This is a genomic window from Cupriavidus pauculus (assembly GCF_008693385.1).
Taxonomy (GTDB): Bacteria; Pseudomonadota; Gammaproteobacteria; order Burkholderiales; family Burkholderiaceae; genus Cupriavidus; species Cupriavidus pauculus_D.
The window spans coordinates 129,116-151,307 of sequence record NZ_CP044066.1; the positions used below are offsets into that span (position 1 = coordinate 129,116).

The following is a 22,192-nucleotide window of genomic DNA, read 5'->3' on the forward strand; positions in this document are numbered from 1 at the left end:
ATCGTCTCCGCCTTTGATTTTTCCGTAGGTGGAAAAAAGAATCCATATATTCCATTCTAATCAAAGCCGCTTCCATCGACCAAACTTCCTTCCACGCAGTTCAACAACCCTTGGAGGGAATCATGTCAAGCAAAGTCATTGTCATTACCGGCGCGTCCAGCGGCATCGGCGAAGCCACCGCCAAACGCCTTGCATCGGAAGGAGCGATCGTCGCGCTCGCCGCCCGTCGGGTCCACAAGCTAAAGGAAATCGCAGCTGAGATCGAGGAGAAAGGCGGCAAGGCTTCCATCCATCAGGTCGACGTCACCGACCAGGCGCAGGTAGTCCGTCTGATCGAGGACGTGGTGGCGCGCCACGGCCGTATTGATGTCATGGTCAACAACGCCGGTCTCATGGCCATTGCACCACTGACGCTGCGGCAAACGGCTGAATGGGACCGCATGATCGACATCAACATCAAAGGCTTGCTGTACGGCATCGCCGCAGCCTTGCCGGTGTTCGAAGCGCAGCAGTCCGGCCATTTCATCAATATCGCGTCGGTCGTGGGCCTGAAGGTATTCAGCCCCGGTGGCACGGTGTACTCGGGCACCAAGTTCGCCGTGCGGGCAATCTCGGAGGGGCTGCGTCACGAGGTAGGCGGAAACATCCGCACGACTGTGATCTCACCGGGCGCGGTAGACACAGAGCTGAAATACGGCTCCGGCCATGACGATAGCCGCAATTTCGTCGTCGACTTCTACAAGATGGCCATTCCGTCTGACGCCATCGCTCAGGCCATCGCCTACGCCATCGCGCAACCTCAGTCCGTTGACGTCAACGAGATCGTGATCCGGCCGACCGTGCAGGACTTCTGAGAGACGCGCCATGACGCTTCAGACATCCAAAGCGCGGCGGATCAAGGCGCTGGCCTTCGACATGCAGGGCACCATCTTCAACTTCTACGATCCGATGATGGAGGCGCTGGCGCGGGTCCCTGCCGCGGCGGCCGATCTGGCGCAATGGTCGACCTTTGCGGGTGTCTGGAGTGCAGCGGCGTATATCGCGTTCGCCGATATCGCCGCCAGGCGGAAGGCGTGGATGCCTGCCGCCGCCGTCTACGCGGACGAACTGCCCCGCGTGCTTGCGCGCTTTCCCGGTGGCGCAAGCGTGTCGAAGGCCGACCGGGCGCTTCTGCTGGCAGTTTGGGGCAACGTGAGGCCATGGGACGACGTGCTGCCGGGCCTGACCGCGCTACGGGAATCGTTCGTGCTGGCGACGCTGACCAATGCTTCGATGCGCGGCACGATCGACCTTGTCAGGCGGACGGGACTGCCGTTCGACGCCATCCTCTCAGCCGAACTGGCGGGCGCGCTGAAGCCGGATCCGCAGGTGTATCGGCTGGGCTGCAAGCACCTCGGTTGCGAACCGGAAGAAGCCATGATGGTGTCGGCGCACAAGTGGGATCTGAGAGCCGCGAAGCAATGCGGCATGCAGACGGCGCTGGTGCTGCGTCCTCGCGAATATGGTCCCGCCACGACGCTCGACGCATCGCCTGACGATCTCATAGACGTAATCGCGCCGGACCTGCCGTCACTAGCATCCCTCCTCGCGTATAGCTGAGCACCAGCACGGCAGGGCACGGACGCGAGTGCTGTGGAGCATAAGTTCCGCTTGCAGCGAAGAAAAGTGTGACCGAAAGATCAGTGTCCCATTGATGGGCTGCAGCGGATATTCGCCGGCGGTTGCTCGGTGTCTGCCATGGGTCGGAGAGCGTCCATGCAGCGACGGAGTTGAGTCCCGAGTAGCAAAGAAAGAGACCGCCGCGCGCCCGTGAGCGCACGGCGGTCGAAGTACTTCAGGGTGGACGCGACCAGTATCAACGCCCGCGCCTCCGGTTTCAATTCGAATCTGACGCACCAGAATCTCACGCGCGGTGCAGCGCTCGGCGACTCCGCCTATTCACGCCACGACGCGGGAAAAGGCCTCACACACGCTTCAGGCAGAATCGCCACCGGCGCAAACTTGATCTCCCTTCATTTGAACGGAGATCATCATGGATACGCCGAACTCTCAATCGACCCAACATGTTCCGTGGAACAAGGGGAAGCTCACCGGGCAGAAGCCGCCGCTCAAGCTCTGCGAGATCTGGGCGATTCGCACGAGACTGCAGATATCGTCAAACCTACGCGAGCTAGTGCTGTTCAACCTCGCGATCGACAGCAAACTCCGGGCGTGCGATCTCACTAGGTTGCTCGTACGGGACGTCTGCCACGGCACCCGCGTCAGTGCTCGGGCAACAGTGGTCCAACAGAAGACCCATAGACCGGTCCAGTTTGAGATCACAGAACAAACTAGGGCGAGCGTCGAAGCATGGATAGCTGCCCGAGGATTGAGCCCGTCGGATGCGTTATTCCCGAGTCGCATACAGACTTCGGCCCACCTTTCTACCCGGCAGTACGCCCGATTGGTACACAGATGGGTCGCCTCGATTGGCCTGGATGACACCGCCTATGGCACGCACACCATGCGTCGAACCAAAGCATCGTTGATCTACCGTCGAACCAAGAACCTCCGAGCCGTGCAATTACTGCTCGGCCACACGAAGCTCGAAAGTACTGTGCGCTACCTTGGCATAGAAGTCGACGATGCGCTGGAGATGGCTGAGCAGACTGAAGTCTAGTAGGTTCGATGGCCGGCGAGCGGTCGCTCACCGGCCATTTCCGGTCAATCAGACGAACTCTGTGTGTGGCCGAACCGCAACCAAAATCTGCCTGTCGATAGTGACACGGAGTCCACAATGGCTCACTTCGCTGCGCCATTCCGACAAGTTTTAAGTTTGGGCGAGGGCTTCCGCGTTCTAGCTGACCTAGGTGCAAAATCACTCTGATGGTTCTTGTTCTTCCTCCAGTCGGTTGATTGAAAACTCACCGTGCGCTGTCAATGCCCAGCGCTAAGTTCAGTCGAGGTTCCCTCGTGGCAAGGTTCTGCGATAGTCCAGAACAGCCTGCCGAAGTAAATTGACGAGAGTTGGAGCGAAAGCTTTCTCTTCTTCAAACGTCGATCCATGACATCGTGCGGCAGGTTGCCAGAAAGGCGAGCGTTTCTAGAACGGAGCGCCCGCCGGGATCGACCAGTTGCCCGTGCCGCAAACGTAGGGAAATCGCGGCAGAGCAATCCCTCACTTGACGGTAAGCCGCTCCGCAGTGCGATGCAACGCGACACCGACGTTGATGACGGCCTTTTCCGCAGCTTTGTCCTTGAGACCGATCCCGCCGTCGAATGCTTGATGGGCAAGTCCGAGCGTAAATGCCTCCGGAACAACCACGACACCCAGCTTGTCCAGCACCGTGCGCAACGCAAGCTGCGAACGCAGGCCACCCAGTTGCCCTGGCGATGCAGAAACCATTGCCGCTACCTTTCCTGCAAGCAGCGCAACGCCCGAGGTGCCGTCTTCCTGCGGGCGACTTACCCAATCCAGCGCATTCTTCAGCGCGGCGGTATAGCCGCCGTTGAACTCGGGCGTTGCAATCAGCAATGCATCGTGCTCGGCGAACACCGCCTGCAGCCGACGCACTTCTGCGGGAATCCCTTGATCGGCTTCCAAGTCGCCGTCATAGATCGGCAACGCAAAATCGCGCAGCCGGATTGACGTCACGGATGCACCCGCATCGCGCGCGCCATTTGCGGCGATATCGAGCAGCTTCTGATTCAGCGAGCCGCGACGAGAACTGCCGCTCACCGCAAGGATTCTGATACTCATGCCATCTCCTGAAGAGGTCTTGAAGTTACTGCGCCGGCGGGGGTCGGTATTCGATTTCACCGCCCGGCAAGAAATACATCATCAGGGCCCTGCCCTTGACGGTCGGAAAATGCTCGCTCATCGGCGCAAAGACGCGCCAGCCCGCGCCATGCTCGCAGAACTGGGCGCCGGGTTCGAGCGGGATGATCATGTTGATTTCGCCTCGCGTGTGGCAGTGATACTGGCCCTTGACGTCGCGCAGCAGCCCGCTTTCCACGCTCATCTCCGCCGTCTGGTAACCAGGTTCGGCGATCCGACCCCGGCGGTACGCGGCACCGTCGATCTCGACGTAACCCGCCCATCCCTCTTCCACGCCCAGCTTCAACAGCCTGCACATCTCCTCGTACGCTTGCGTCCCGGCACCGTAGTGTTCGTTCAGGTGCGCTTCGAGTTCTTCATCGAGTGGGCGCGAACGCATGTCGTCGCACAGGCGACGCACCCATTGAAGCAACTCCTCCTTGTGTGGACCTTGCGGCAGCATCTGGCTCTCCTTATTTATCTGCATCGTCTGCCTCAGCCTACGGCCTGGGGCAGACTGAAAAACCTGGCGGCATTACCGCCAAGAATACGGCCTTTGGCCTGATCGCTCAGACCGCCGTGGTTTTCTACCAACGCGCCGATTGACTGCTCACCCAGCGGATACGGGTAATCGGACCCCAGTAGCACCCGTTCCTCGCCCATGACGTCTACCAGCAGGCTGAGGGATTTCGCGTCGAATACCGCGCTGTCCACGGAGAAGCGGTCCACATAGGACGACGGCAGTTTCGGGCAATCCTCACGGACGATGTCGCGATGGCGCCATGCGTTGTCGACACGCCCCAGCAGGAACGCGAAGCTGCCGCCGCCATGCGCAAAGCACAGCTTCAGGGATCGTGGAATCCGCTCGAATGCACCGGACAGGATCAGCGACAGGATGCCCAGCTGGGTTTCCGCCGGCATCGCCACCAGCCACGGCAACATCCATTTCTTCATCCGGCCATCAGTCATCATGTCCCACGGATGCACGAGTACGGGGATGCCTTCGTTGGCGCAGTGACACAGAAACTGGACCAGGCCCTCGTCGTCGAGATCGCGCGCACCCACGTGGTTGCCGATCTGCACGCCGCAATGTCCCGAAGCGTGCGCACGCGATGCCTCCTGGCATGCCAGTTCGATATCCTGCAGCGGAACCTGCGCGAGTGCCCTGAGCCGATCCGGTGCGACCGCGCAGAGTTCGAGCGCCTTGTCGTTTATGCGCTGCGCCCACTGCCACGCCGTGCTGGCGTCGTAGCGATAGCCGAACATCACCGGTGTAGCGCACATCAGTTGCACATCGATCCGTTGTTCGTCCATCTGTTCCAGACGTCGACGCGGGTCCCACAGCGGACGGTTGACCGGCCGGAACGCCCGGTCGCCCAGCATGATCGTTCCCGTTTCGCCATCGTCCGAGACGGCAAGCCACGGCACATCCGGCTGGCCGACTTGCGCAGCTTCCTCCCGCGAAATCGTCGGGAAAAAGTGGGAGTGCATATCAATTCGCAAGGTCATGGTTTCGCTATGGAAAAGCCTACAGGCGGGTTGTGATATCGACTTCGCCAACCCCGCTCACCAGCACCTGCACATGGCTGGCCGGCACCAGCGGGTGGGCGGCCGTGGCCGCGCCGGCCATGATGAGCGAGCCTGCCGGCAATGCCGTCTCAGACTCGCTGGCAAGCCGCGAGGCTTCCACGACAGCGCGAACCGGATGACCGAGAATGGCCGCGGTCGAGCCGATCTGCATGTCCCTGCCGTCCACGCGCATGATCACGCCCGCATTGCCCAGGCTATCGAGGTTTCGCGCCCAGTTGCCTACGACGAGTCCGGCGCTGGAACAGTTGTCGGCTACCACATCTTCCAGCGTGAAGCGGAAGTCCTGGTAGCGGGAATCGATGATCTCCATTGCCGGCGCCACGGCCTCCAGGTAGTCCTTCGCCTCTAGCGCCGTCAGTGGCCGGTCAATCGTCCTGCGCGTCAGGAAGCAGACCTCGGGCTCGACACGCGGATGGATGAATCGCCGCAGACTGACGTTACCGCCGTCGTCCTCCAGCATGGCGTCGGTGAGCCAGCCCCAGATCAGATCCGACACTCCCATCTGCATCATCTTGGCGCGGCTCGTGAAGCCGAGCTTGATGCCGATGCGACGCTCGCCGCGCTGCACGCGGCGATCGATAGACATACGCTGGATGCGATACGCGTCATGCACGGAAAACGCATCGACCGTCGTGAGTTGATGGATCGCGGTCGCTTTCACCGCCGCCTCGTCGACCAGGCGCGCGGCATCCTCGATATCGATCATGCGGCCCTCGCTTGCTGTGCATTGCGATGGACGAGATCCAGCGCCACGTCGACGATCATGTCCTCCTGCCCCCCAACCATCCGGCGGTTGCCGAGTTCGACCAGAATGTCGAACGTCGAGATCCCGTATTTGACCGAGGCCGCTTCCGCATGGCGCAGGAAACTCGAATAGACACCGGCATAGCCAAGTGCGAGCGTCTCTCTGTCGACGCGCACCGGACGCTCCTGCAACGGCCGGACAATATCGTCTGCGGCATCAATCAGTGTCTTGACGTCGCAACCATGGTTCAACCCCATGCGATCTACGGCCGCGATGAAGACCTCCAGCGGCGCATTGCCAGCGCCGGCGCCCATTCCGGCCAGCGACGCATCCACGCGGTCGCAACCCTCCTGGACCGCGACAATCGAGTTGGCCACGCCCAGCGAGAGATTGTGGTGCGCATGCATGCCAGTCTGCGTTGCAGGATCGAGCGTGGCTTTCAGCGCGCGAAAGCGTGCCGCCACGTCATCCATGTTCAGTGCACCACCGGAGTCCACCACGTAGACACACTGCGCACCGTATGTTTCCATCAGCTTGGCCTGCTGGGCGAGCAGTGCCGGCGTGGTCATGTGGCTCATCATCAGGAAGCCAACCGTATCCATGCCGAGCGAGCGCGCGTACTCGATGTGTTGCCGCGAGATATCGGCTTCCGTGCAATGCGTGGCCACGCGCACCACGCGTGCACCGGCCTCGTAGGCTTCGCGCAAGTCATGCAGCGTGCCGATGCCCGGGATCAGCAGCGTTGCGACCTGGGCGCGCCGGACCGCTCCGCTCACGGCGGCGATCCAGTCGTAATCCGTGTGTGCGCCGAGACCATAGTTGAAGCTCGATCCGGCCAGGCCGTCACCGTGCGCCACCTCGATGCTGTCGACACCGGCGGCGTCGAGCGCTTTGGCAATTCGCACGGCCTGGTCCACGGTGTACTGGTGACGGATGGCGTGCATGCCATCGCGCAGCGTCACATCGGAAACGTAGAGCTTTTTCGTGTGGGTCGTCATTGTGATCTCCTTCACATAGCCAGCCGCTTGGCCATCATTTCATCTGCAGTGCGCAGTGCAGCCGAGGTCATGATGTCGAGGTTCCCGGCATAGGCGGGCAGGTAGTGCGCGGCGCCTTCGACCTCCAGGAACACACTCACCTTGAGCCCGGTGGCGGGGGCCCCCGTCTTCAGGAAACGCGCCGGCAGATCGACACGATCGAACTGCACCGCCTGCTTCAGCCGATACCCCGGTACATAGGCCGATACGTGTGCTACCTGTGCGTGAATTGCCTCGTCGATCCGCACGGTGTCTGCGTCCGCATCCACCAGGCAATACACGGTGTCGCGCATGAGCAGCGGCGGTTCGGCGGGATTCAGGACGATGATGGCCTTCCCCACGGTGGCGCCACCAATGATCTCGATGGCGCGTGACGTCGTCTCGGTGAACTCGTCGATGTTGGCGCGCGTACCCGGACCCGCCGAGCGGCTGGAGATCGAGGCAACGATCTCCCCGTAGTGGACGGATGCAACGTCGGAGACCGCGCGGACGATGGGAATCGTGGCCTGCCCGCCGCACGTCACCATGTTGACGTTCGTGGAATCAAGATTCGCCTCCAGATTGACGCACGGTACGACGAAAGGCCCGAGTGCGGCCGGCGTCAGGTCGATGACCGTCACGCCATGCTGCGCAAGTATCTCGGCGTGATGCGCATGCGCACTGGCCGACGTGGCATCGAACGCGATGCGCACGTCGCGGAACTCCGGCATCGCGACCAGCCCCTCGATACCATCGGCCGTGGTCGCCACACCAAGCCGCTGGGCACGTGCCAGGCCATCGGAAGCGGGATCGATGCCCACCATGGCCGCCATCTTGAGATGACGGGCGTTGCGCATCACTTTGATCATCAGATCAGTGCCGATGTTGCCGGACCCGATGATGGCTACAGAAAATTTATTGTCGCTCACGATTGAAACTCCGATGACTTCGAGAAGACGGCGCGCACTTCGCCCAGGCCTTCGATCCTCGCGGAGAAGACATCCCCGGCATGTACCGCAACCATGGGCCCCAATGCGCCGGTCAGCACCACATCGCCGGCCTGCAAGGGTTGCCCGACGCGAACCATCATGTCGGCAAGCCATACGGCAGCATTCAACGGATTGCCCAGGCATGCGGCGCCCGCCCCCACGCTGACCTGCTCGCCCCTGCGTTCCATGACCATGCCGCAACGCACGAGATCCAGATCACCCAGCTTGACGGGGCGCGTTCCGAGCACAAAGAGTCCGCTCGACGCGTTGTCCGCCACGGTATCGAGCAGTCGGATATCCCAGTTCGCGATGCGGCTGCCCACGACCTCGATGGCCGGCAGCGCATAGGCCGTGGACCCAACGATATCGGCAATCGTATGGCGCTCGTGCGGCAGGTCGTACTCGATCATCAGCGCAATCTCCGCTTCGACCTTGGGCTGATGGGTCCGGCCGAAGGGTATTTCCTCGCCGTCGCCGAAAGCCATGGTGTCCAGCAGCGTGCCGAAGTCCGGCGTGTCTACACCCAACTGCGCCTGCACGATCTTCGACGTCAGGCCAATCTTGCGCCCCACGGTGCGCCCGCCGGCAGCCAACTGCCGTTGAATGTTGATCTGCTGGATGCGGTAGGCGTGTTCGAGCGCCACACCCCCACGCTTGGCCAATGCTTCGATGGCATCGCGAACAGGAGGAACGGGGCTGAACGGCTGCGCCCCATGCGGCTGCCACAGCGAATCGGCAATGCCCTGCAGTGTCGGATGACTGTCCATGTTCAATCGACCCTCACGCAGATGTTCGTGATCTCGGAATAGAAGTCCATGGAGTGGCGTCCCCCCTCCCGTCCGAATCCCGAGAGCTTTGCGCCGCCGAAGGGCGTACGCAGGTCCCGCGCATACCAAGCGTTGACCCACACGATGCCGGTCTCGATCTGCTGTGCAACGCGGTGGCCTCTTGCAAGGTGCGTGGTCCACACGCTGGCTGCCAGGCCGTACTTGCTGTTGTTCACCCGTGCCACCACTTCGTCCTCGGCGTCGAACGGCGCGATATGGCAAACGGGCCCGAATACTTCTTCGGTGACACACCGTGCGGTATCCGGCAGTCCGGTCCAGATCGTGGGCTGGACGAAGGCGCCGTTGTCGCAGTCATCGCCAAAATGCGGTACGTCACCGCCAGTCACCACGGTTGCGCCCTCTTCGACGGCGAGCCTGAAGTAGCTCAGCACCTTATCGCGATGACCCTTGGAAATCATGGGGCCGGTAGTGTTGCCAGCCACGTACGGCGACCCGACGCGCAGCGCCTTCGTGCGCGCCTTCAACTCGGAGACGAAGCGCTCGAAGATCGAACGTTCGACATAGACGCGCTCCGTGCACATGCAGACCTGCCCCGCATTGGTGAAGCTGGAGCGCAGGATGCCTTCGACCGCAGCGTCGAAATCCGCGTCGGCGAACACGATCGCCGCATTCTTGCCGCCGAGTTCGAAGGACACGTTCTTCACGCCATCGGCCACGGCCTTCATGATGGTGCTGCCGGTCCTGGACTCGCCGGTGAAGGTAATGGCATCGATCTCCGGATGCCGGGTCAGCCATTCCCCCGCGGCGTTGGGGCCGTGCCCATGAATCAGGTTGAACACACCGTTGGGCAGTCCGGCGTCGCGAATGACGTCCGCCAGCAGCGTTGCGCTGGTCGGCGACTCCTCCGACGGCTTGGCCACCACCGTGTTGCCCATGGCCAGTGCCGGAGCCACTTTCCACGTCAGCAGGAGCAGCGGCAGGTTCCAGGGCGATATCACGCCGACCACACCCAGCGGTTTGCGCGTGACGTAGTTGAGCAATTGCGTGCCATCCGCGCCGCTCGACTCGAAACACTCGCTGTGCGCGGTGCTGACAAGATCGGCAAAGGTCCGGAAGTTCGAGATCGCGCGGGCGACATCGAGCGCCCTGGCCTGTGCAATGGGCCGGCCGGTATCTGCGACTTCCGCCGCCACGAACTCGTCAAAGCGATCCAGTATCCCGTCTGCGATGCGGCGCAAGGCTTCGGCCCGCTGTGCAGGCGTGGTCTTGCGCCACGGTCCGTTGTGCGCACGTCGTGCCGCGCGCACCGCCGCGTCGACCGTCGCGGCATCCGCCTCGGTCACCTGCGAAAGCTCCCGGCCATCGACGGGACTGAGCTTGGGAAAAGAATCCTTCCATGCGACAAATTCGCCGTCGACGAAACATCGCAATTGCCTGGGCAATCGCTGTGCGATCTCTGCGTAATAATCCATGAGCACTCCTGCAACGGGTAGTGAGGCAAGTCTAGAAGTGCTGGCCCGGCTTGAATAATCAAACCTTGGGCGGTTGATATAAGGCCGTGGAATAGCAATAGCCGGGCACGCCCGTGGCGCCACGCAAAAAAAAAAGCGCCAGGGCGCTTCTGAAGCAAAGCGCCCTGGCGTTGCAACGCACCGCAACGGGTGCGCGTCACCCAATGTCAGAAGATGTGCTTGATGCCTGCGGTGACACCCAGCTGGTTGCCGCCTGCCGTGGGCATGGCGGCGGGCGTGGCGCCGGAACTGACAGACATCGCAAGCTGGCCGCCGTTATCGATAAATCCAACAGCGGTGTAGACGGTGGTCCGCTTCGAGAACGCGTAGTTGGCGCGCGCCGCATAAAGCCATGCCTTGTCCGCGCTTTGGTGGTAGCGCAGATAGAGCAGCTCGCCGTCGACGCTGAAGGCTGGCGTGACGGCGTAGGACATCCCACCGTACAGGAGATCGCTACGCGGCGTTGCCGCATTGCCATCATTGTCCCGGCGAATCCAGCCGCCGCCGACCTTCGCGCGCCCGATGTTTGTGTAGCCGCTCAACGAGAGGCGATCATCCTTCAAGCCGCTGCTGGTGAGGCCGCCTGCAGCGCCAGCGCCGCCGCGCAAGGAATCGTAGGCCGCATAGACGCCCCATTGACTGTTGCTGTAACCCACCAACGCCGACCACTCGCGACAGGCATTGTGATCGCCGGCGTTTTCACCCGCACAAGACATCCCGGCCGGTGCGGCGTCGCGGCCGAAGCTGTACGTTGCACCAAGGGTGAATCCGCCGAACGTACCCTTGTAGGAAATCGCATTGTCCGTGCGCGGATTCGCCATGTAGCTGTCGAGCGACGATGTGCCGAAGGTATTGGGTCCCAGCATGTCGGCATCGAGGGTTGCCCAGAACAGCATGGTGTACTGACGGCCTAGCGCCACCTGCCCCCAGGGGCCGCTGAGTCCCACCCACGCTTGCCGGCCGAACAGCCGGCTGGCCTGATTCGATACGCCAGAGTCGGGCGCAAAGCCGGACTCCAGCACGAACGCGGACTTCAACCCGCCTCCCAAATCCTCCGTACCGCGCAGACCCCAGCGCGAAGGGACGGTCCCCGAGAGATTGTTCATTCTCACCAGCCCGTGGTGGTCGTGGCCGACACGATTGACGTACTCGACGCCGGTATCGACCACGCCATACAGCGTGACGGACTGCGCCATGGCGCAGATTGGCGCCATGGCCAGACCCGCGCAAACCATTTTTCCAAACGTCTTCACTGCTTTCTCCCTCTTCGCATATCACTGCTGTTGGCTCTTGTACTGCGGAAAAAAAGCAAAGCGATGCCCTTCCAGCCTGGCTGGAACAGCATGTCAAAAGGTTGGTTGTGGGCTGCTGCGGAAACCGATGCGTCAACCGACCTCGTTGCGACCGGCGACCTCCCTCAGGCACTGGATGAACACTTCACATGCGGGCGTGAGTGGCTTGTTGGCGCGAACCGAGTAGCCGACCGTCCCGAAGGCGCCCAGTTCCGGAAGGGAAAGCGTTCGCAGCAGGCCGGCTTCGACGAACTGCCGGGCCGCTACGCGCGGCATGACCGCGATGCGGTGGGTGGTGAGCAGCAGGCCAAGGTTGGTCAGCACGGACATCGACTCCACGAGGTCGCGAGGCAGATCAATCCCGGCACTGCGGAACATGCGTTCCACCGCGTAGCGCAACGGTGAATCCGGTGTGGGCAGGATCCACGGAAGGTGACCCAATTCGCGCAACGATGTGACCGTTGGCCCCACGGCATCGTTTGCACTGCCCGCGACAACGTCGAGCGAGTCTTCGAAGAGCGGCTGATGGGCAAGTGGAAACGCCTCGGCGAGCGGCAACTCCCGCTCTGGCAGGCGTCCGACGACAATATCGACTTCGCCCGTGGCCAGGGCGGGAAAGAGTTGCGCGGTCGGACCTTCGCGCACGGTGACGATGACGTTCGGCGCGCGCGCCTTCAGCCTGGCAATCGTCGACGGGAGCAGATGCGCGGAAGCGGCGATCATGGTGCCGACAATCACCCTGCCCGCCGTTCCGAAACGGAACTGATCGAGTTCCTCCGTCATGTATCGGAACTCCGCGAGCAGCGATTTGACGCGGCGTGCCAGCAGGAGACCCAGGTCCGTTGGCACTACGCCACGATTGGAGCGGGCAAACAAGGCCCCGTCCACGCCCGCTTCCAACTCCTGGATGATCTTGGTCACCGCCGGCTGGGTCAAGCCCATGTCGTTGGCCGCGTGCAGGATCGATCCCGTCTCAATGACACGATCGAAGACCAGCAACTGACTCAGCTTCAGGTTTCGGCTCAGTCGGATTTGCGTTAGCGGATGAACGGGCATGGCAGCACCATCTCTTGAAGATCCGACAGTCGATTCATTCGCGCGCCACGCCCACCGACGGCAGGTACGTAGGAACCTGGATGCGCATCCGCTCCGATGCGCGGCAATAGTTGGGGCCGCCCAGACGTCCCACGGGATCGAATCGATCCACGCGGACCCGGAGCTTCTCGTTGTCGAACAACTCGTCGCGGATATGCATCGAGACGATCTCGCCAAAGACGATCGAACGCTGCGCGGAGAACTCGAAAACCTTGTACAGCCTGCACTCCCACGAGATTGGAGCCTCCGCCACGCGCGGCACGGCCACGGATTGCGACGGTGTCAGGGACAGCCCCACCGCTTCAGCTTCCGACATCTCGGCAGGCAGATCGCTGCCGCACTTGACCGCTCGCTCCACAATGGCTTCGTCCACCATGTTGACGACGAACTCCTGCCGGTCGAGGATGTTCCGCAACGTATCCTTGACCTCGCCCGGCCGATGGCTTTCGTCGCCGTAGTGGTCCACCGCAATGGCAAATAGCGGCGGGTCTTCTCCCATGTAGTTGAAGGCACTATAGGGTGCCGCGTTGCAGACCCCGCTCTTGCCCAGGGTGGTGACCAATGCAATGGGACGCGGGCCAACACTACCGGTAATCAGCCAGTACTTCTGCCGGGTCGTCAGGCCGGCCATCGCGATGTGGGTCATGCGTTACCCCGACCCGGGTGCAACGCCCCGCAATGCGAACAGCGTCGGCTGTCTTCCGAGGCATAGAACGCTTCGAACAAGGGCGGCAGATCCTCGACGATGCTGCGCAACTGGACTTCGACGCGGTGGACCAGGCCGTCGCAGTTCGGGCAATACCACTCAAAACCGTCCAGCGCGCCCTCCGGCCGCTGCCGCTCGATCACCAGGCAGACGCTGCCTGGCTCGGGCCGCTGTGGCGAATGCCGGACGTGTGGCGGCAGCAGGAACACATCTCCCTCGCGAAGGTCCACGCGCTCGCGCTTGCCGTCCACCATCAGGTTCAGATGCGCATTGCCCTGAATCTGATAGAAGAACTCTTCAAGCGGATCGTCGTGATAATCCGTGCGCAGATTGGGGCCGCCTACGGCAGTCACGATCAGGTCCGCTCCCGGCCATAGCTGCTGGTTTCCGACCGGCGGCATCAGAAGATGGCGACGTTCGTCGATCCAGTTGTCGAATTGGAATGGCTGTCCATGCTTCAGCATTGTTGTCTCCGATCCTCAGGCTGATCGATCAGCCTGCTTTCACTTGGGGCGCGTAGGCGATGGCCTTGATCTCGATGACCAGCAACGGGTGCGGCAACTGGTGCACTGCCACCGTGGTGCGCGTGGGACCGCCTTCGTCGAAGTATTCGGCATAGGTTTCGTTGTAACCCCCGAAATCGTTCATGTTGACCAGGAATGTGGTGATCTCCACCACATTCGCAAGATCCGCACCTTCGGCCTGGAGGATGTCGCGAATGTTCTCGATCACCGCTCGCGTCTGCTGCCGGATATCGACAGTCGTGGTACCGAACGCGTCGCTGGATGCTCCGATGAAGGTGTTGTCCGGACGCCTCGAACTGGTGCCCGACACGAAGAGAAAGTCACCGGCGCGCACCACATGGGGAAACCGCCCCCGGGGTGTTGCCTTGCCTTGCACCAGGCGCGCCTGACTGGACTGCGTCATTACCTGCTCCATTGATGTTGTCGTTGAGGAAATTGATTGGGAAAGGCGCGCCCTACTGGTTCACATCGACGTCTTTGGTTTCCTTGAGCACAAAGATGCCGAGAGCGACCGAGACACCACCCACGATGATTGCGTACCAGAGTCCGCCCAGCACATCGCCTGACTTCACGGCGAGCGCAGTCGACATGAACGGAGCCAGTCCGCCGAAATATCCGGCGCCGATGTTGTAGGGAATGGAGATCGACGTGTAGCGAATGGCGGCCGGAAACAGTTCCACGTAATAGGCAGACATCGGGCCATAAGCCATCGCACCCCAGATCATCAGCAGAAACAGGAGGCCATACATGACGGGACGATTGATCGCGTCCGTGTCGGCCGCTGGCGGATAACCGGCGGCAACCAGTGCTTCCTTGAACGTGCTGGCATCAAACCCGTAGAGCGGCTTGTCGCCGATGTAGGTCACCAGAGGTTCCCCAGCTAGGCCCGGCTCCACGCGGTACGACAAACCCGCTTGTGTCAGGAAGTCTCGTGCCTTGTCACAGGCGGTATGGGCGTCGGAGAACATGCTGTCATTGCACTCGGATGAGGCGATGCGGATCGTCACGGATTGCTGGAAGTGAGCGAGTCCCGGATTCACGGCCTTGCTCAGTTGGGAAAAGATCGGGAGGAACGTCACGACTGCCATGCCGCAACCAATCAGGACGATCCATTTGCGGCCCACCTTGTCCGACAGCCAGCCAAAGAACACGTAGAGCGGCAGCGAGAAAATCAGCGCGACAACCAAGTAACCGTAGGCGTCGCTGGCTGGCACCTTGAGCGTGGAGGTCAGGAAGTACAGGACATAGAAGTTGCATGTGTACCAGACCACGCCAACTGCGGCTTGCGCGCCAAACAACACCGCCAGCATGCGGCGCACGTTCTGCCCAACCATCAGGCTGTCGCGTAGCGGGGCACTGGACGTCCGGTTCTCCGCTTTCATGCGCCTGAATACGGGAGACTCCGAAAGCGTCGTGCGGATGTACGTGGATACGGCCAGGAGTAGCAGGGACGCGAGGAACGGGACACGCCAACCCCACGATGCAAAGTCTTCCGTCGAGATCCAGATCCGGCAGATCTGCGTCACCGCAAGAGACAACAGGAAGCCGAAAGTTGCGGTGGTCTGAAGCCAGCCCGTCGCGTAACCGCGGCGACCCGACGGCGTGTGTTCCGCGATATAGGCCGCGGCACCGCCGTACTCACCACCCAATGCCAACCCCTGGAGCAGACGCAGCACAATCAGGATGGCAGGCGACGCCCAGCCGAGCGTCTCGTAGGAAGGCAAGAGGCCGATACCGGCCGTGGAGACACCCATCAATACGACCGTGGCGAGAAACGTTGCCTTGCGCCCGGCCTTGTCGCCAAACCGGCCGAACAAGACCGCACCGAGCGGGCGGATGATAAAGCCGATACCGAATGTCGCCAGTGAGGCGAGATAACTCGCCGTGGAATTACCGGCGGGAAAAAAATGCGAGGAAAAGAAAATGGCCAGACTTCCGTAGAGAAAGAAGTCATACCATTCGAGAACAGTACCGACACACGCCCCTACGACAACCTTGACTTCTTCACGCCTGGCCGTGCCACGCGGCCGCACCTCTGCTGTTAGTTCGCTGCTCATTCAGGTCTCCTCCACCCTATTGGCTACAGGCTACGGCGCACACTTGCTACCGTTGCAGAGGAGTCTAAAAGCTGGGTTTCGCGAACCATAATCAATCATGGAGGCACTACTATTCCACGCTGTTATATCAGCGGGATGGTCGCAATTTTTCGTATTTGCACGCACTTTTCATGTGCGCCTGCACTATGCGCCGCAGGGAAATCCCTCCCTTTTCTGCACCGAAAACAGTCGCGATTTTTGGCGGCAGATGAATTGCACACACCGGCGGTGCAGACGATCGGTGTTCCTTCGGTGATTCGCGGTACTTTCGCCTCCTCCTCGATGTATCGCGAAAGCGACATCGTTACCTAACATGTCACGCCGCTTTTTGTAACGAGCGCCGTTCCAGGAGTTCTTCCAGCGGAGGAAAGCTGTTGATCTGACGGTATTTGTCTTCTATGCGCACGATGCCAGTCATTTCATGACTTAACACCACTGACCTAGTTGGGTCGATCGCTGCCACTTGAGTAGGTACCGGTCGGCGGTCATCGACCAGGTTCGCTAGTTCGATATGGCCGACGTCAATGACCGGTTATGTCCGCGGAATGCGAAGAAGGCGACCGCATTGCCTACCGTGAGCGCCAGCGGTGGGCTGGCTCCTGGGCCTATAATCCGCAACCAGCGGCGGGGCACTGACCGGCGCCGAGCCCTTCATCCCATTCCTGCCACCTGCCTAGCCATGCGCCCCTTTCGCCGACGTAGCGCCCACGCCGTTCTCTCGCTTGCCCTGAGCACGGGTATGGCCATCACGGTACCCGGGCTACTTGCGCCAGCTGCGCATGCGCAGCTGGCGCCCGTGGTGTGGCAGATGGCCACTGAGTATCCGGCCACATCGATGCCCGGCGAGGGGCTGAGCACGTTTGCCCAGGAAATTGCTGCACGCACGCAGGGTGCGCTGGCCCCGCAGCCAACGTTTGATGCGGTCGCCGGCTTCAAATCGGCGCAGATGCCGGCAGCAATCCGAGATGGCAGGCTGCAGGCCGGCGATGCATTCGGCGGGGCGCTGGGCGAGATCGACCCGATCTTCCTGCTGTCTTCGCTGCCGTTCGTTGCCACGACGGTGGACCAGGCCCACCGACTTGCCGATCTGGCCCGCGCCGATTACGCCCAGGCCTTCGCAAGGCAGGGCCAGCACCTGATCTACATCACCCCTTGGCCGCCGACCGGCCTGTGGTCGCGCAACGCGGTGGGCTCGCTCGACGCACTGCGGGCACTTTCAGTGCGCGCCTATGACGAGACCTCGGCCGAAGTCATGCGCGCAGCCGGCGCCAAGGCGCAGAGCCTGTCGTTTGCCGATGCCATGCCGCGCCTCAAGGACGGCTCGGTGAATGCCGTGCTGTCGTCGGGCGATGGCGGCGCCGGGCGAAAGTTGTGGGATTACCTGCCCCACTTCACAGCCATCGGCTACGCCATGCCGTTGTCATTTACGACGATCAATCTCGCCGCGTGGCAGGCGCTGACGCCTGCGCAACGCGATGCCGTCGCCGCCGCGGGCCGGGCAACCGAAGACCGCCAGTGGGCACGCCTTGACACACGACTGGCCGAAAACACTGCTCGCATGCGCGCCAACGGCGTCACGATCGAAGACCATGCCGCTCCAGCCGTGCAGCAGGCCCTGCGCGACGCGGGCATGAGCGCCGTGGGCGTTTGGCAAGCGCGCGTCGGCGAACGCGGCGCGGACTTGCTGAGGACCTATCTGGGCAACGAGTCGGGGTCACCGCGCTAAGCCGTGAAGGGACTCACCCTCCCGTCCCATCCCGTCCGGATGATCGGCCGCCCCGTCCCCCCTTCACTTCCCACTCCTTAGCCTTCCCGTCCCGATGCAAGTTGCGCACGCGCGTTGGGCTTGAGCTGAGCGTCGCCGCCCAACTGACGCCGGCTGGCGCAAAAACAGCTTGGACCTCCTTTCCAGCATACGAAGATAAAAAATCCGCAATTAACTCGTCATCCCGGTCGCGGCAGACGCGCCGGCCGTACACTTTCGAGGCGGATTTATTGCGTTTCCCGGTCACTCTATTTGCCGTCAGCGGATGGTCGCGCTATATCCCCACCGGCCCTCGGAAGCAGTGCTCCAGGAAGGCGAAATCGGGATGCGGCCTAAATCGTTGCCATCTTCGAACAAGTCCCAACGTTTCGCATTCGGTCCGCCGGACGCCTACTCTTTCCCTACACCATGCCTCCAACCAGGCACGCTAATGTAATAACGCACCGCTTTGCCCACGCCCTGGCTCCACAGTTGACCACCCTTCACCATGTCACTCAGGTCGCGAGTAGCCGTCGCCTTCGAGACCCCGGTCATTTTCATGTACTTCTCAGCGTTCAGTCCACCCAAGAAGCCGCCGTCACCGTCGTCCAAAAGCCGTTGCAGTACTTTGCGCTGCCGTTCGTGAAGACCGCTCCCTTTCTGCTTCTCCCAAAACTGCTTTTTTTCAATTGCTTGATCGATAACTCCGCTGGCTGCATGGCAAGCAGCCGTGATTTGACGAGCAAACCACTTCACCCATGCCGTGACGTCGCTTTCGCCGCGCTGCGCTCGGTTCAATTCGTCGTAGTACGCCGAACGGAGAGTGAGGAGTTGCCGCGAAAGACTGTATAGCCGCACTGGCTGCCGCAGGTGCTGCGCCATTGCCATGTCAACGATAGCTCGACCAATGCGCCCATTTCCGTCCTCGAACGGGTGGATGCTCTCAAACCACAGGTGCGCAATGGCGGCCCGAGCAAAGCCGTCGGTGGGCTTCCTACCAACCGCTGGCAAGAGCGAGGCCCGCGCCGGCGTGGTGTCTGCGAACCAGTTGAGGAAGCGATTCATCTGCTCGGGGACGTCCTTTGAAGGCGGAGCCTCGTAGTGGACAATCTCGCGACCCGGTTGGCCACTAACGATTTGCATTGGATCGGGGTGGTCCCGATAGCGACCAACTGCGATCCGATGGATGCCTGACGTCCCGCCGGGAAAAAGCGCGGATTGCCAGCGGCACAGGCGGTCTTCGTCCAAAGGCGTATCGATCGCGGTCGTTGCGTCACTGATAACTTCCACAAGCCCATCGACGCTGCGGTTGATTGGGCCAGACGTGGACAACCCAAGCCGCCTCATGACGGAGGAGCGTACCGCGTCTAAGGAAAGGCGCTCTCCCTCGATCGCTGCAGTCGCCAACACTTCATCGGACAGCGCATTCAGGGCCACTTGGCTTGTCGTGCCTATGCCGATGGCGGCTGCCTTGCCTTCCAAAACACCGTGCATACGGTAGGCTTCAGCCAGCTCGAGCGCGACCGCGCTGGCATCATAGGCGAGAGCCGCCTCAGGCCAATCCGGGCGCAGCCAGATCCATGGGGAGGTCGAGCGTGATGTCGTCATGAGGCGCATCATACTATATACGGCTCAATGTATGAGCCGTTTTTGGAGTTTTGCGGCTCAACCGAACGGCCGCTCCCTGACAATGCGACGCATGCGCAGATCTAACGCGAAAATCTCGCCCCGCGGCAGCGGGCTGGACAGGGCATCAAGCACGCCGAGCCTTTCTCGCACAAGGTTCCCCTGTATCTCCGGCATGGAGCGCCCTCTTTGTCAGTTGCGGAACTCTTGCTGCCACCAGACCGTTCGGTGAGCTTTAGACACCTCGCAAGTCCCTCGTCGCAGGGTCGCGGCACGGAATGCATCGCCGCCGGGGACAGATGGGCGGAGGAATCGCTTATGCCCAGCGCGCTATCGGCGGCTGGCGCCGCAGGCAAGCAAAAAGCGCTCGCATCTTCGGGCAAGGTCGACCGCGCCGTCTCGCAGGGCGCGGAATCGCCCGACTGTAGATTTGCACCGAAAACTGACCCACAGGCCCTAATGGGTCAGGTTCGGATGCAACTCAACAGCCCGACCTCGGCGCGACTGTTGCATGTCAACAATGCTCTTACCGCCGCCGAGAAGGGGGAGCCGATAAGCGCGGCCTTGGCCTCAGTTACTGTATCGGGGGAACGATACCGATCTTCTCAGCCAACATACGTTCGTACACGCCAAAGTGCAGGTCTACCTCAGTCTGGTTAACGACGGTCATCTCCATATTTATCTGATCTGCCTTTAGCCCGAACATCATGGCGAGCGCCCTCTCGAGCTCGGGGACAACATGCTTGTCCTTCGGAAAAGTGGTGCCGATACTTATCGAGTACGCGTTGGAGCGATCCGCCACGACTTCGAGCAAACGCGCTGCGGCACTCATATTGTGTTCAATTCCAATGCGGGCCAGCTCCGCAATACTGCGCAACTTCTCGGTGGGAAATCCTCGGACACATCGCAGCCGTATCCGATGAGGGCCTAATGTCATCCAATCGGTATCAAAATCCATAACAACCTCAGCAGGTAGATCTGGGGGTCCACTCAAACACCAAAGGGGTGTTGTAAATCTTGGTCAAGGCAGTCGCCGCAAAATACTTCGCCGAGTCTTCGCCGCGCGGCGCGTTCCTCCGTCAGCAGCCGGCATGCCATGCCTAGGTGTCCAGAGCCATTATTGAATGTCGATCTTGCGAATAGAAGACGACGGGCGGTCTATCTTCGGAAAGCGCATCGTCAATACGCCGTTCGCAAATCGCGCGTCGACATGGTCAAAATCCAGTCCGTCGGGCAAAGGTACGCTCCGCATGAAAGCACCGTATGCGCGTTCCAGACGGTAGCATCCGTTTTCCTCAGTCTCGGCATCCTGTCTTTTCTCGCCCCGGAGAACCAGAGCGCCATCCTCAATGGTGGTCTGCACCTCGTTGCGCTCCATTCCGGGCAGTTCGGCCGTGACCCTCAGCACGTTTCCATCATCCACGACGTCGATGCGCGGCTGGAAACGCGCGGAACTATAGTCGCCAAACCAACGATCCAAGCCCGGAAAGCTGGCGAAGGGCTCCTGCAACAATCCTCCCATCGCCCGCCAGGGCTCAATGGAAAACAACCGAGACACGTCCGGGAAGTCTGTCAGACGATGGCGAGGCGCCGGCGTCTCGGCGGCTTGACTGCCGCGCTCCTCGGTACCGGAGGATTTGCGCAGAAACTTGAAAGGATTCCACTTCCCAACTTCGGTTTTCATCTCGCACTCCTATATTCATGACTGAAACACGAGACAGGCTCGGCCTGCTGGGGACAAGATCGAATACGACGACTCGCCCCCTCGCACACCGAGCGCTAAGACAGATTAACTGCAATTCGCCGCGGCCTCGCTTCCTCGCGCCGAGCGATAGTCAGCTTCAGGACGCCGTCCTTCAGTTGCGCGTCGATGTGCCCAGCATCCAGATCAGGGCTCAACGAGAATGACCTCGCAAAGTGCGGCTGACGAATTTCCGCATGTTGCACGCGGAGCCCCGATGGCGTGGCCACGACCGCTTGTCCTTCGATGTGCAATGCGCCGTCATTGAAACTGACCTGGAGGTTTTCCCGGCTCACGCCCGGGAGGTCAGCCCACAGCGTGACGCCATTAGCGTCTTCCACGATGTCCACGGCCGGTACAACAGTGACTCGCGGCGCGCCCTTGTCTTCGGCGCGTTGAGCAATCGCACTGCCATTACGTTGCGCAAGTTGGGTGTCGTTCATGACAGCCTCCGTGACGTTACTGTACAGAGATCGCGCGTGGCTTCGATGCCTCTCTTTTGCCCACGCTCACCGAGAGACAACCGTTGGCATACCGGGCCTGAACTTTGTCGGGATCGGCGCTGTCGGGCAGTTCCACCACCCTTCTGAACCCGCCGACAAAGCGTTCCTGGGCGTAATGTCGAAACTCCGGCATGGAGTCTTGCCAGAGTGGTCGTCGTTCACCGCTGATCGTCAACAGCCCGCGGTCGATGGTGACTTCGATGTCTTCCTGCTTGAGCCCAGGCGCAAAGGCCACGATCTCGATAGAGTCGTCCGTTGTCCCAATGTTGATCGCAGGAAATGCGCCGGCTCGCCCGGCGCGGATGCTGGACGGAAACCCGCCGAACAGGCTCGTCATCTGCCTTTGCAAACGATCGAAGTCACTGAAAAGGTCGGCTCCGTAGAGTGCGTCAGTCATGGTCGTATCCTCCTGTAACGCGCAGCGAGGAGT

At 61.3% G+C, this 22,192-nt stretch carries 23 protein-coding genes; 4 read left to right on the forward strand and 19 right to left on the reverse strand.

Going from position 1 to position 22,192, the window contains the following annotated elements; all coding sequences use genetic code 11:
- Window positions 1-122 precede the first annotated feature (122 nt).
- The 3 genes from FOB72_RS17615 (at window position 123) to FOB72_RS17625 (ending at window position 2,659) form a co-directional block, all read left to right on the forward strand.
- Entirely contained in the window at window positions 123-854 is a 732-nt protein-coding gene (locus tag FOB72_RS17615; RefSeq protein WP_150374041.1) for an SDR family oxidoreductase, read from the forward strand.
- A gap of 10 nt (window positions 855-864) precedes the next feature.
- On the forward strand, window positions 865-1,599 hold the full coding sequence (locus FOB72_RS17620; protein WP_150374042.1) for a haloacid dehalogenase type II: 735 nt from the start codon (window positions 865-867) through the stop codon (window positions 1,597-1,599).
- A gap of 433 nt (window positions 1,600-2,032) precedes the next feature.
- Window positions 2,033-2,659, forward strand: coding sequence for a tyrosine-type recombinase/integrase (locus FOB72_RS17625; protein ID WP_150374043.1), 627 nt, complete (start codon window positions 2,033-2,035; stop codon window positions 2,657-2,659).
- 498 nt (window positions 2,660-3,157) lie between these two features.
- On the opposite strand, the gene FOB72_RS17630 is transcribed toward FOB72_RS17625, so the two are convergent.
- From FOB72_RS17630 to FOB72_RS17695, 14 genes are all read right to left on the reverse strand, one after another.
- On the reverse strand, window positions 3,158-3,739 hold the full coding sequence (locus FOB72_RS17630) for an NADPH-dependent FMN reductase (protein ID WP_150374044.1): 582 nt from the start codon (window positions 3,737-3,739) through the stop codon (window positions 3,158-3,160).
- 25 nt (window positions 3,740-3,764) lie between these two features.
- The gene (locus FOB72_RS17635) at window positions 3,765-4,259 is read right to left on the reverse strand and encodes a DUF4863 family protein (RefSeq protein ID WP_150374045.1); all 495 of its coding nucleotides are present in this window, start codon (window positions 4,257-4,259) and stop codon (window positions 3,765-3,767) included.
- A 32-nt stretch (window positions 4,260-4,291) separates the two neighbouring features.
- Window positions 4,292-5,305, reverse strand: coding sequence for an amidohydrolase family protein (locus FOB72_RS17640; RefSeq protein WP_150374046.1), 1,014 nt, complete (start codon window positions 5,303-5,305; stop codon window positions 4,292-4,294).
- Window positions 5,306-5,324: 19 nt separating this feature from the next.
- Entirely contained in the window at window positions 5,325-6,092 is a 768-nt protein-coding gene (locus tag FOB72_RS17645) for a 2-keto-4-pentenoate hydratase (protein ID WP_150374047.1), read from the reverse strand.
- On the reverse strand, window positions 6,089-7,129 hold the full coding sequence (dmpG, locus tag FOB72_RS17650) for a 4-hydroxy-2-oxovalerate aldolase (RefSeq protein WP_150374048.1): 1,041 nt from the start codon (window positions 7,127-7,129) through the stop codon (window positions 6,089-6,091). The genes FOB72_RS17645 and dmpG overlap by 4 nt, the downstream gene beginning before the upstream one ends.
- Window positions 7,130-7,140: 11 nt before the next feature.
- A complete protein-coding gene (locus FOB72_RS17655; RefSeq protein WP_411859840.1) occupies window positions 7,141-8,076 on the reverse strand; it encodes an acetaldehyde dehydrogenase (acetylating) in 936 nt (311 codons plus the stop codon).
- Entirely contained in the window at window positions 8,073-8,903 is an 831-nt protein-coding gene (locus FOB72_RS17660) for a 2-keto-4-pentenoate hydratase (protein ID WP_150374049.1), read from the reverse strand. Before FOB72_RS17660 ends, FOB72_RS17655 begins: the two co-directional genes overlap by 4 nt.
- Window positions 8,904-8,905: 2 nt before the next feature.
- Entirely contained in the window at window positions 8,906-10,396 is a 1,491-nt protein-coding gene (locus tag FOB72_RS17665; protein ID WP_150374050.1) for a 2-hydroxymuconic semialdehyde dehydrogenase, read from the reverse strand.
- Window positions 10,397-10,602: 206 nt separating this feature from the next.
- Window positions 10,603-11,670 carry a porin gene (locus FOB72_RS17670; RefSeq protein WP_150374158.1) on the reverse strand — a complete coding sequence of 356 codons (1,068 nt, stop codon included), beginning with the start codon at window positions 11,668-11,670 and terminating at the stop codon, window positions 10,603-10,605.
- 150 nt (window positions 11,671-11,820) lie between these two features.
- Window positions 11,821-12,783 (reverse strand): LysR family transcriptional regulator, encoded by a 963-nt coding sequence (locus FOB72_RS17675; RefSeq protein WP_150374051.1) that lies wholly within the window; start codon window positions 12,781-12,783, stop codon window positions 11,821-11,823.
- A gap of 34 nt (window positions 12,784-12,817) precedes the next feature.
- Complete coding sequence (locus FOB72_RS17680) at window positions 12,818-13,468, reverse strand: flavin reductase family protein (RefSeq protein ID WP_150374052.1); 651 nt, start codon at window positions 13,466-13,468, stop codon at window positions 12,818-12,820.
- Entirely contained in the window at window positions 13,465-13,992 is a 528-nt protein-coding gene (locus tag FOB72_RS17685; protein ID WP_150374053.1) for a 3-hydroxyanthranilate 3,4-dioxygenase, read from the reverse strand. The genes FOB72_RS17680 and FOB72_RS17685 overlap by 4 nt, the downstream gene beginning before the upstream one ends.
- A gap of 28 nt (window positions 13,993-14,020) precedes the next feature.
- Window positions 14,021-14,455, reverse strand: a complete 435-nt coding sequence (locus tag FOB72_RS17690; RefSeq protein WP_150374054.1) for a RidA family protein — start codon at window positions 14,453-14,455, stop codon at window positions 14,021-14,023.
- Window positions 14,456-14,507: 52 nt separating this feature from the next.
- The gene (locus FOB72_RS17695) at window positions 14,508-16,109 is read right to left on the reverse strand and encodes an MFS transporter (RefSeq protein ID WP_150374055.1); all 1,602 of its coding nucleotides are present in this window, start codon (window positions 16,107-16,109) and stop codon (window positions 14,508-14,510) included.
- Window positions 16,110-16,887: 778 nt separating this feature from the next.
- Between FOB72_RS17695 and FOB72_RS17700 the strand changes: the two genes are divergently transcribed.
- Complete coding sequence (locus FOB72_RS17700) at window positions 16,888-17,874, forward strand: TRAP transporter substrate-binding protein (RefSeq protein WP_223851543.1); 987 nt, start codon at window positions 16,888-16,890, stop codon at window positions 17,872-17,874.
- 429 nt (window positions 17,875-18,303) lie between these two features.
- Here the strand turns inward: FOB72_RS17700 and FOB72_RS17705 are convergent, their stop codons facing one another.
- From FOB72_RS17705 to FOB72_RS17725, 5 genes are all read right to left on the reverse strand, one after another.
- The gene (locus FOB72_RS17705) at window positions 18,304-19,500 is read right to left on the reverse strand and encodes a Fic family protein (protein ID WP_223851544.1); all 1,197 of its coding nucleotides are present in this window, start codon (window positions 19,498-19,500) and stop codon (window positions 18,304-18,306) included.
- 592 nt (window positions 19,501-20,092) lie between these two features.
- On the reverse strand, window positions 20,093-20,476 hold the full coding sequence (locus FOB72_RS17710) for a hypothetical protein (protein WP_150374057.1): 384 nt from the start codon (window positions 20,474-20,476) through the stop codon (window positions 20,093-20,095).
- A gap of 159 nt (window positions 20,477-20,635) precedes the next feature.
- On the reverse strand, window positions 20,636-21,202 hold the full coding sequence (locus FOB72_RS17715; protein ID WP_150374058.1) for an Hsp20/alpha crystallin family protein: 567 nt from the start codon (window positions 21,200-21,202) through the stop codon (window positions 20,636-20,638).
- 95 nt (window positions 21,203-21,297) lie between these two features.
- A complete protein-coding gene (locus tag FOB72_RS17720; RefSeq protein WP_150374059.1) occupies window positions 21,298-21,702 on the reverse strand; it encodes an Hsp20/alpha crystallin family protein in 405 nt (134 codons plus the stop codon).
- A 16-nt stretch (window positions 21,703-21,718) separates the two neighbouring features.
- Window positions 21,719-22,159 carry an Hsp20/alpha crystallin family protein gene (locus FOB72_RS17725; protein WP_150374060.1) on the reverse strand — a complete coding sequence of 147 codons (441 nt, stop codon included), beginning with the start codon at window positions 22,157-22,159 and terminating at the stop codon, window positions 21,719-21,721.
- Window positions 22,160-22,192 lie beyond the last annotated feature (33 nt).